This window comes from Streptomyces sp. NPDC048734 (assembly GCF_043198675.1).
Lineage (GTDB): Bacteria > Actinomycetota > Actinomycetes > Streptomycetales > Streptomycetaceae > Streptomyces.
In genome coordinates this window covers 131,118-141,285 of sequence record NZ_JBICUZ010000017.1, presented here as the reverse complement: position 1 = coordinate 141,285, position 10,168 = coordinate 131,118, and the positions used below count along the sequence as shown (strand labels likewise).

10 protein-coding genes and 1 pseudogene are annotated in these 10,168 nt (G+C 72.2%); 8 read left to right on the top strand and 3 right to left on the bottom strand.

Annotated elements, in window-relative coordinates; translation table 11 throughout:
* From ACGFQC_RS31710 to ACGFQC_RS31695, 4 genes are all read left to right on the top strand, one after another.
* A partial coding sequence (locus ACGFQC_RS31710) for an alpha-glucosidase C-terminal domain-containing protein (RefSeq protein WP_393289014.1) occupies positions 1–248 on the top strand: 248 nt, incomplete at its 5' end.
* Positions 249–276: 28 nt separating this feature from the next.
* The gene (locus tag ACGFQC_RS31705; RefSeq protein WP_363089916.1) at positions 277–1,638 is read left to right on the top strand and encodes a maltokinase; all 1,362 of its coding nucleotides are present in this window, start codon (positions 277–279) and stop codon (positions 1,636–1,638) included.
* A gap of 3 nt (positions 1,639–1,641) precedes the next feature.
* A complete protein-coding gene (gene glgB / locus ACGFQC_RS31700) occupies positions 1,642–3,846 on the top strand; it encodes a 1,4-alpha-glucan branching enzyme (RefSeq protein ID WP_363089917.1) in 2,205 nt (734 codons plus the stop codon).
* A gap of 57 nt (positions 3,847–3,903) precedes the next feature.
* On the top strand, positions 3,904–4,992 hold the full coding sequence (locus tag ACGFQC_RS31695) for a glutamate--cysteine ligase (RefSeq protein ID WP_363089918.1): 1,089 nt from the start codon (positions 3,904–3,906) through the stop codon (positions 4,990–4,992).
* A gap of 48 nt (positions 4,993–5,040) precedes the next feature.
* Here ACGFQC_RS31695 and ACGFQC_RS31690 read toward each other — a convergent pair whose 3' ends face one another.
* Entirely contained in the window at positions 5,041–5,274 is a 234-nt protein-coding gene (locus ACGFQC_RS31690; RefSeq protein ID WP_363089919.1) for a DUF6480 family protein, read from the bottom strand.
* Between the two features lie 171 nt (positions 5,275–5,445).
* Between ACGFQC_RS31690 and ACGFQC_RS31685 the strand changes: the two genes are divergently transcribed.
* Both ACGFQC_RS31685 and ACGFQC_RS31680 read left to right on the top strand, forming a co-directional pair.
* Positions 5,446–7,350, top strand: a complete 1,905-nt coding sequence (locus ACGFQC_RS31685; protein ID WP_363090065.1) for an AMP-dependent synthetase/ligase — start codon at positions 5,446–5,448, stop codon at positions 7,348–7,350.
* Between the two features lie 204 nt (positions 7,351–7,554).
* Positions 7,555–7,989, top strand: a complete 435-nt coding sequence (locus tag ACGFQC_RS31680) for an ATP-binding protein (RefSeq protein WP_363089920.1) — start codon at positions 7,555–7,557, stop codon at positions 7,987–7,989.
* Between the two features lie 51 nt (positions 7,990–8,040).
* Here ACGFQC_RS31680 and ACGFQC_RS31675 read toward each other — a convergent pair whose 3' ends face one another.
* Together ACGFQC_RS31675 and ACGFQC_RS31670 are read right to left on the bottom strand one after the other, a co-directional pair.
* The gene (locus tag ACGFQC_RS31675) at positions 8,041–8,493 is read right to left on the bottom strand and encodes an ATP-binding protein (RefSeq protein WP_363089921.1); all 453 of its coding nucleotides are present in this window, start codon (positions 8,491–8,493) and stop codon (positions 8,041–8,043) included.
* A gap of 44 nt (positions 8,494–8,537) precedes the next feature.
* Positions 8,538–8,909, bottom strand: coding sequence for a PRC-barrel domain containing protein (locus tag ACGFQC_RS31670; RefSeq protein ID WP_363089922.1), 372 nt, complete (start codon positions 8,907–8,909; stop codon positions 8,538–8,540).
* 93 nt (positions 8,910–9,002) lie between these two features.
* On the opposite strand from ACGFQC_RS31670, the pseudogene ACGFQC_RS31665 reads away from it, so the two are divergent.
* A pseudogene (locus tag ACGFQC_RS31665) lies at positions 9,003–9,173 on the top strand (sigma factor-like helix-turn-helix DNA-binding protein); the annotation flags it as partial.
* Between the two features lie 272 nt (positions 9,174–9,445).
* A partial coding sequence (locus ACGFQC_RS31660; protein WP_393289011.1) for a HAMP domain-containing protein occupies positions 9,446–10,168 on the top strand: 723 nt, incomplete at its 3' end.

Below are 10,168 nucleotides of genomic sequence, written 5' to 3'. Positions count from 1 at the left end.
CGGCCGTCCTCGCCTTCCTGCGCGAGTACGAGGACGACCTCGTCCTGTGCGTCCACAACTTCTCCCGCTTCGCCCAGCCCACCGAACTGGACCTGCGTCGCTTCGACGGCCGCCACCCCGTCGAGCTGTTCGGCGGGGTCCGCTTCCCCGCGATCGGTGAACTGCCTTACCTGCTCACCCTCGCAGGACACGGTTTCTACTGGTTCCGGCTCATCCGAGCCGCATCCCGCGTCGGCCGGCGCCTGTGAGCGTGCGCCGAGGGAAGGACGCGTCACCATGCAGAAGACCGCATCTCTGAGCCCGGGCAGTGCCGTCGGCGTCCGCTCCACGGGGACGCTCGGGGCACTGCTGCGCGAGTGGCTGCCCCGGCAGCGCTGGTTCGCCGGCAAGGACAGGCCCCTCAACGACCTGCGTCTGCTGTCCATGACGGAGCTGTATCCGGGCTGTCTGCACCTCCTGGTGCAGACCGGCCAGTCGGGGGTGCCCTCACCGGGCGGCACTCCCCCGCCCGGTGACTGCTACCAGCTGCTCCTGGGCATCCAGGAGCACCTGTCCCCCCGACTCGGCCGGGCCCTGATCGGCAAGGTCGAGGAGGGGGCGCTGGCCGGGCTCACCGTGCACGACGCGTTGCAGGACCCGCGGTCGGCGCATCTGCTGCTGGAGCGGCTGCGGCATCCGGGGCCGCTGGGCCCGCTGTCCTTCGAGTCCGACCCGTCGGCCCACGTGCCGGCGGGACTGGCGCCCCGGCTGCTGGAGGCCGAGCAGTCGAACACGTCACTGGTCTACGGCGACGCCTTCATCCTCAAGGTGTTCCGGCGGATCCAGCCCGGGGTGAACCCGGACCTGGAGGTGCCGGTCGCGCTGGCGGGGCAGGGGTGCGGCCGGGTGCCGGCGCCGGTGGCCTGGTACCGCACGACCCATCCGCAGGAGGCGACGCTCGGTGTCCTGCAGCCGTTCCTGCCCGACGCCTCCGACGGCTGGACACTGGCCCTGGACGCGCTGGCCCGCGGTGAGGACTTCACCCGGCAGGCCCACGTGCTGGGCGGGGCCACCGCCGAGGTGCACCTCGCGCTGGCCGCGGCCTTCCCCGCCGGACCGCTCGGCGACAACGCGCGGACGGCGGCCGGGATGACCGAGCGGCTGGAGGCCGCCGCCCACCACGTGCCGGCCCTGCGCCCCTACGTCCCCGGACTCACCAGCGCCTTCGGCGCACTCGCCTCCTGCGATCCGGGCCCGCCGGCCCAGCGCATCCACGGCGACCTGCACCTGGGTCAGGTGCTGCGTGCCGGACGCGAGTGGTTCGTCATCGACTTCGAGGGCGAACCCTCCCGGCCGCTCGCCGAGCGGCGCAGCGCGCACTCCCCGGTCCGGGACATCGCGGGCATGCTGCGCTCGTTCGACTACGCCGCCCGGCAGCGCCGTCCCTGGCGCCCCGAGTGGGCCCGCCGCTGCCGGGAGGCGTTCTGCGCCGGGTACGCGGAACGCGCGGGCTGGGACCCCCGCAAGAAGCACGCCCTGCTGCGTGCCTACGAAACCGACCGTGCCGTGTACGAGGTGCTGTACGAGGCACGGCACCGTCCTGACTGGCTACCCGTACCCATGGCGGCGATCGAACGACTCGCCGTCCGAGGAGGCTGACCGATGGCTCTGCGTGACTCTTCCCTGCCCGAGTCGGCCGGTCCCCGCCCGCCGGTGGCACCCGCGCTCGACCCCGCCGACCGGGGTCGTCTGCTGGCGGGCGCGCACCACGACCCGCACGCCCTGCTGGGCGCCCACCCGGTTCCCGGCGGCATCCTGTTCCGGGCACTGCGCCCCTTCGCGCGCTCGGTCGCCGTCCTGGTGGACGGCGAGCGCACCCCGCTGCTGTCGGAGGGCGACGGTCTCTTCGCCGCCGTGCTGCCGCTGAAGAAGATCCCCGCGTACACGCTGCTGGTGGCGTACGAGGGTGACGAGTGCGAGGTGCACGATCCCTACCGGTTCCTGCCGGCGCTGGGCGACCTCGATCTGCACCTCGTCCGGGAGGGCCGGCACGAGCAGCTGTGGAAGGCGCTGGGTGCCGAGCCGATGACCCACCAGGGTGTCGCCGGCACCCGGTTCACCGTGTGGGCGCCGAACGCCCGGGGGGTGCGGGTCGCCGCGGACTTCACGTACTGGGACGGCACCGCCTTCCCGATGCGTTCGCTCGGGGCGTCCGGGGTGTGGGAGCTGTTCCTGCCCGGCGTCGGCGAGGGCACCCGGTACAAGTTCGAGATCACCTCGCGCCACGGGCACCGCTTCCTCAAGGCCGACCCCATGGCCCGGTGCGCGGAGGTCCCGCCGGACACCGCGTCGATCGTGCACGCCTCGCACCACGAGTGGGACGACGCCGAGTGGATGGCGCACCGGGGGGACGTGCCCGTGCACGTGGCGCCGTTCTCGGTGTACGAGGTGCATCTTCCCTCCTGGCGGCCTGGACTGACCTACCGTCAGCTGGCCGAGGAGCTGCCGGCGTACGTCAACGACCTGGGTTTCACGCACGTGGAGTTCATGCCGGTCGCCCAGCACCCGTTCTCCGGTTCCTGGGGTTACCAGATCACCGGCTTCTACGCCCCGGCCTCGCGGCTCGGGTCGCCCGACGACTTCAAGCACCTGGTCGACGCGCTGCACCGGGCCGGCATCGGCGTGATCGTGGACTGGGTGCCGGCGCACTTCCCCAAGGACGACTGGGCGCTGGCCCGCTTCGACGGGGACCCGCTGTACGAGCCCGGAAACGCGCAGCGGGCCGAGCACCCGGACTGGGGGACGTTCGAGTTCGACTTCGGGCGCACCGAGGTGCGCAACTTCCTGGTCGCCAACGCCGTCTACTGGTGCGAGGAGTTCCACATCGACGGGCTCCGGGTGGACGCCGTCGCCTCCATGCTCTACCTCGACTACTCGCGGGACTCCGGGCAGTGGACGCCGAACGTGTTCGGCGGCCGGGAGGACCTGGACGCGAAGGCGTTCCTCCAGGAGATGAACGCGACGGTCTACCGCCGCAACCCGGGTGTCGTGACCATCGCGGAGGAGTCCACGGCCTGGGAGGGCGTGACCCGGCCCACCGACAGCGGCGGCCTCGGGTTCGGGCTGAAGTGGAACATGGGGTGGATGCACGACTCGCTGGAGTACATCGCCAAGGAGCCGGTGCACCGCAAGTACCACCACCACGAGATGACCTTCTCGATGGTGTACGCCTACAGCGAGAACTACGTGCTGCCCGTCTCGCACGACGAGGTCGTGCACGGCAAGCAGGCGCTGGTGTCGAAGATGCCCGGTGACTGGTGGCAGCGGCGGGCCAACCACCGCGCCTACCTCGCCTTCATGTGGGCCCATCCGGGCAAGCAACTCCTCTTCATGGGGCAGGAGTTCGCCCAGGGCGCGGAGTGGTCCGAGCGCCACGGCCCGGAGTGGTGGCTGCTCGACGAGGACTACGGCCCCTCGGCCGACCACCGCGGGGTCCGGGACCTGGTCCGCGACCTGAACACGCACTACCGGGCCACCCCGGCGCTGTGGCAGCGGGACACCGACCCGGGCGGCTTCCGCTGGGTCCTCTGCGACGCGGCCGAGGACAACGTCTTCGCGTTCCTGCGCTACGACGCCGAGGGCGTCCCCCTCCTCGCAGTCAGCAACTTCTCCCCCGTGGTGCGCCACGACTACCGGCTGGCCGTGCCGGACGACGTCCCCGTCTGGTACGAGGCCCTCAACACCGACGACATGCGGTACGGCGGCAGCGACGTGCGTCTGCTCGACGGAGCGAAGCCGGAGAACGGGGAGATCACCCTCACCCTGCCGCCCCTGGCGACGATGTGGCTGACGCCCACGGCGGTGTGAACCGGGTCCGGCGGGGCAGTCGGGTGCGTACCACCGGCCAGAGAGGGGCTGCATCACGTGCGCACCGTCGGAGTCGAGGAGGAACTCCTCCTCGTCGACCCGGAGACAGGAGAGCCGCGGGCGCTCTCCGCCGCCGTCCTCGCCCGTGCCACCCGGGACCGGGCGCAGCAGGACGTCTTCGAGAAGGAACTCCACAACCAGATGCTGGAGTTCGCCACCCACCCGCAGTCGGCCATGGACGAACTCGGTGAGGAGATCGTCCGCATACGCGCGGAGGCGGCCCGGCACGCCGGGGAGATCGGGTGCACCGTGGCGGCGCTGGCGACGTCGCCGCTGCCGGTGCGCCCCTCCGTCGGCATGAACCGGCGCTACAGGTGGATGGCGGAGCAGTACGGCATCGCCACCCGTGAGCAGCTCGTCTGCGGCTGCCACGTCCACGTGTCGGTGGAGTCGGACGAGGAGGGCGTCGCGGTCGTCGACCGGATCCGGCCGTGGCTGTCGGTGCTGCCGGCGCTGAGCGCCAACTCGCCGTTCTGGCAGGGCAACGAGACGGGGTACAGCAGCTATCGCAGCCGGGTGTGGCAGCGCTGGCCGTCGGCCGGTCCGACCGAGCTGTTCGGTTCGGCGGAGCGCTACCACCAGCGGGTGGCGGACATGGTGGCCACCGGCACCGTCCTCGACGAGGCGATGGTCTACTTCGACGCCCGGCTGTCGGCCCGCTATCCGACGGTGGAGGTCCGGGTCTCGGACGTCTGCCTGCGCGCGGACACCGCCGTGCTCGTCGCCGCCCTGGTGCGCGGGCTCGTCGAGACGGCGGCCCGCGAGTGGAGGGCCGGCGGGGAGCCGGTGGACCACAGTGTGAGTCTGCTCCGGCTGGCAGGCTGGCAGGCCGCGAAGTCGGGTCTCACCGGCGATCTGCTGCATCCCGCGACCATGCGGCCCGCGCCTCCCGAGACGGTGGTACGGGCCCTCGTCGATCACGTGTCGGAGGCACTGGCCGACCACGGGGACCTGCAGCGGGTCCGCGCGGCCTGCGCCGACCTGCTGCGGCACGGCAACGGCGCGATGGTGCAGCGCGAGCTGTGGGAGCGCACGGGCAGCCTGCGCGAGGTCGTCACCGGCTGCGTGCGGCACACCCAGAGCTGACCCGCGCGGTGGTGCGGCCCGCGCGGTCGCGGTCCCGCGGCCGCGCGGTCAGAAGATGAGGATCAGGGCGTAGGCCAGGAAGAACGCCGCGACCAGCACGGCGACGACGATGATCAGGGTGAGCGGGCCCCTGGCCCAGCCCGTGGGGGGATTGTGGGTCTCCCGGGGCCCGGCCCCGGGCATGCTGCTCTCCGCCGGCGGGGTCTCGCCCGGCGGCACGCCGCCACCCGGTTCGAGTCCGGTGCTGCGTTCCGGGTCGGGATCGGGGTTGCTGTAGGTCATGTGTCCCGAGTCCCCGGACCAGCGGCCCGCCAACAGTCCGCCGCCGAGATCATCCGCGCGGAATAGTTGTGCGTTCCCGGCCACAACCGCCCCTGCCTGAGCTACATTCGACCACCGTCGATGACAGTCCTCGTCGACAAGGTCACAGCCCGTACCTGTCAGGAGCAGCGCATGCGCGACGTCGCCCTCGCTCCCCCCGCCGCCTCGCCCCTGACCGGAGGGCTCGCCGACAGCGTTTTCGAGACAGCCACCCGTACCCCGGCCCTGCCGGTGCTCGCGCGCCGGTCCGCCCCCTCCGGGCCGTGGCAGGAGGTGACGGCCGTGGAGCTGCGGGACGAGGTCGTGGATCTGGCCAAGGGGCTCGTCGCCTCGGGGATGTCACCGGGCCACCGGGTGGCGGTCATGGCGCGCACCCGCTACGAGTGGACGGTGCTCAGCCACGCCCTGTGGGCGGTGGGCGCCGAGGTCGTCCCCATCCATCCGACGTCCTCGCGCGACCAGGTCGAGTGGATCCTGCGGGACGCGGGCTGCGTGGGAGTGGTCGTCGAGGACGAGCAGAGCGTCATGACGGTCGGCTCGGTGTGCGCGGCGCTGCCGACCCTGCGGCACGTCTGGCAGCTCGACGCCGGGGCGTTCGAGGAGCTCACGCGGCGCGGCGAGGTGATCCCGCAGACCACCGTGGACTCGCTGCGCCGGATCGTGCTGCCGGACTCCACCGCGGTGATCGCGTACACCTCCGGCACCTCGGGCCGCCCCCTGGGCTGCGCGCTCACCCACCGCAGCCTGGCCTCGCCCTGCGACACCCTGCTGACCGGCTGGGGGGACACCGCGGGACCGTCCGGACAGCAGCCGTCCGTCCTCGCCTTCCTGCCGTTCTCCCACGTGTACGGGCTGATGATCCAGGGGCTGTGCCTGCGCGGCGGGATCCTGATGGGCCACGAACCGGACCTGAGCGGGGAGGCCCTCTCCGAGGCTCTCCACTCGTTCCGTCCGACCTACCTGTACGGGGTGCCGTCGGTCTTCGAGAAGATCTACAAGAACTTCCTGCGGGCGGCCCAGGAGGCGGGCCGCGGCGCGCTGTTCGAGCGGGCCGCGGGCACCGCCCGGGCCTTCGCGGCGGCCGTCGAACGGCAGCGGCTCGGCCGGGGCTCGGGCCCCGGCCTCGACCTGCGGCTCCAGCACGCCCTGTACGAACGGACGGTGTACCGCAGACTCCGCGCCGCCCTGGGCGGCCGCGTGCACCGGGCGACGTCGGGCGGCTCGCCGCTCCACCGCGACCTGTCCCTCTTCTACGAGGGCATCGGCATCTACGTCCACGACGGGTACGGTCTGACGGAGACCAGCGGCGGGATCACCATGCAGCCGCTCGGCCGGGAGAAGTCGGGGACGGTCGGGCAGGCCCTGCCGGGCACGGAGATCCAGGTGGCCGACGACGGGGAGATCCTGGTGCGCGGCCCGTCGCTGTTCCAGGGCTACGTCAACGACGACGCCTCCACCCGGGCCGCGTTCCGGGGCGGCTGGCTGGCCACCGGGGACCTCGGTCACCTGGACGCGGACGGCTATCTGACCATCACCGGCCGCAAGAAGGACGTCATCATCACCAGCGGCGGCAAGAGCGTGGCCCCGGCCGCGCTGGAGCAGCGGCTGCGGTTGCACCCGCTCGTCCACCAGGCGGTGGTCGTCGGCGACAACCGGCCCTGCGTGGGCGCGCTGGTCACGCTGGACCCGGAGTTCCTGGCGCACTGGCGCCGCAACCTGCCGCCGTACGGGGGTGACAGGTCCAGCCGGGAGGCACGGGAGGAGAACGCGCTGCGGGAGGAGGTCGCGCGGGCGGTGGCCGCGGCCAACAACGCGGTGTCCCGGTCGGAGTCGATCCGGGTCTTCCGGGTCCTGCCGGAGCCGTTCGACCAGGCCAACGGATTGCTGACGCCGTCGATGAAGCTGCGCCGTGACTCGATCGTGCAGCACTACGCGGCCGAGATCGAGGCGATGTACCAGGCCCGCGCGCGGGTGCCCCGGGAGAGCACTCCGGCGGAGGTGCTGAGCTGGGACGACGCCGACGACGTGTTCCGCTGACGTGCCGCGCGCCCCTGACGCGCGCCCGACGTGCCGAGGGGATCGCGGCACACGCCCTGCGGCCGTCCGGTCGCCGTACGCGGTCGGTCGCCGCCGCCGGGCGCGGCACGCGTAGGCCGCGCCGCCCAGGGAACCCTGTGCAGTGGCGACGAGAGAGCCGCACGAGAAAGGACGACGGTCCCGGACAGAGGGCCGCACGACGACATGGCAACCGAGCCCCGTGGTAACGACTCACCGGCCTCCTGGACGATTCCGGGCCGCACCGCCCGTTTCGAGGGTGCCCCGCAGGACGTGACGGGTGCGCGCCTGGCCGCGGAGGAGTTCCTCCGCACACTGGCCCGCGCGGCCCCGCCCGCGGCACCCGAGTGCTGGCACGACATCGTGCTGATCGTCACGGAGCTGGCCTCCAACGCCGTCCAGTACGCGCCGGGTCCCTTCTCGCTGCACCTGCGGCCCACCTTCGACGGGGTGCACGTGACGCTGCACGACACCAACCCCACGGCGCCGGCCCCGCGGCCCTTCCACCCCGACGCCGGGGGCGGCGGCATCGGCTGGCACCTGATCCACACACTGTGCAGCCAGGTGAGCGTGGTGTCCGCGGACGAGGGAAAGGACGTACACGTCTTCCTGCCGTGGTGACCGGGGCGGGGCCGAGGGCGCGGATCCGGCCACGGGCCGGCGACCCGTCGGTCAGGGGTCCGTCGGCCAGGGGGCCTCGGTTCTGATCGGCACGAAGACGGTGATCGTCTTCCCGCCGGAGGGGCGGGGACGGATGCTGACCTCGCGGGCCAGCCGGAGGATCAGCGGCCAGCCGTAGCCGCTGCCGTGGTGGCCGACGGGAAGGGCGCCGGGGCCGTACGCCGCCTCGGGTACGACGTCGCTGTGGTCGTGGACGGACAGCCGTACCCCGTCCCGCCCCGGGGTCGCCTCGAAGCCGGCCAGGCCGCCGCCGTGCCGGACGGCGTTGGCGACCAGCTCCGAGACGACGAGCAGCAGGTCGATGAGGTCGCGTTCCGCGGCCGGCCGGGTCACCGCGTCCCAGCCGGCGTCGACCAGGCCGCGGACGTGGGCCCGTGCGGACGCGGCGGTCGTCACCCGGGCGGTCTCCGCCGCCCGGGTGGGCAGGAGTTCTTCTCCCCTCACGGCACGAACCTCACGACACGACCCTCATGGAAACCGTGGCACGGTCACGCGGTCGTCGTCCCGTGCGGCATCAGCCGTCGATAGTAGTCGGCGACGGCCGTCAGATAGTCGGGGTCCATGGTCTCGCTGTCGGTCCGGAAGCGCGGCGCCTCCTTGACCTCTTCCACGGTGCAGGCGACCGAGATCTTCCGTTCGGCCTCGTCGACGGACGTGACGAGGCCCACCGGGACGACCGCGCTCCTCCCGAACAGCCAGACGCCCGTGTCGACGACCAGGTGCCACATGCCGTGGTGGCCGTCCTCCCGTTCGACGTGCCCGAGGGTGCCGTCGGTCCCGGCCACCCCGTACCCCGTGAGGTCCTGTCCTTCGGCGTGCCCGCTGTCCGACGGGTAGGACCAGATGCTGTCGATGGTCACGCTGCTCCCTTCTCGCGTTCCACAGCCCTGATACCCGGTCGTCGCGGCCGCATTCGGAGGGCTTCGCGCCGTCCCGGCCCCCGGCTCGTCCACGCCGCGATGGACGCCCGTGACCGGCGGATCCCGCGCCTGCGGTTCGTCGAGGAGCGGACGCAGGCCGAGATCGGCAGGGAACCGGGCATCTCGCAGATGCCCGTCTCACGCCTGATCAGCCGCATGGTGGTGCGGCTGCGGCTCGGCCTGCCGGGTTCCGAGGCGGCCTGACGAGCCGCGTCCGCGCGGCGAAAGTCCATATGGGTACCCCGTTTCCGGTGGTGCATGCATCGTGCGCACCTGGTGAATCTTCTGTGCGCCCCCGGTGACGCGACACTTTGTTCCGCCGCAGGCGGATGGGTTAGCCTGCGGCGTATTTATCTCTTCGCGTACATCCGTGAACTGCGGAAATGCACGCACGACCGGAGGGCGCCGTCTCCTTGGGACGGCCCGGTTCCGAGCCCCCCGCCGGGGGGCTCCTGGGGAGCGGAACGAGGGTACGCATGACCAGCAACGCCACCGAGGCCGCCGAGGCACCGGGCGACCAGGAGCTGAGGCGCCTCCTGGCCGGCTTGACCGCCGTACGGGACGGAGACTTCGGCACCCGGCTGCCCGCCGACGGCGAAGGCCTCATGGGCGACATCGCCACCGTGTTCAACGGCATGGTCGACCAGCTGTCCGTCTTCACGTCCGAGGTCACGCGCGTGGCCCGCGAGGTCGGCACCGAGGGAACCCTCGGCGGCCAGGCCGAGGTGCCGGGGGTGTCGGGCACGTGGGCCGACCTCACGGACTCCGTGAACGCCATGGCGGGCAACCTGACGACCCAGGTCCGCGACATCGCCCAGGTGGCGACGGCGGTCGCCAAGGGCGATCTCTCGCAGAAGATCGACGTGCCCGCGCGCGGCGAGATCCTCGAACTCAAGAACACCATCAACACGATGGTCGACCAGCTCTCCGCCTTCGCCGACGAGGTCACCCGCGTCGCCCGCGAGGTCGGCACCGAAGGACGCCTCGGCGGCCAGGCGCAGGTGCCCGGCGTGGCCGGTGTCTGGCGCGACCTCACGGATTCGGTCAACTTCATGGCCGGGAACCTGACCGCCCAGGTGCGCAACATCGCCCAGGTGACCACGGCGGTCGCCAAGGGCGACCTGTCGAAGAAGATCGACGTCGACGCGCGCGGCGAGATCCTCGAACTCAAGAACACCATCAACACGATGGTCGACCAG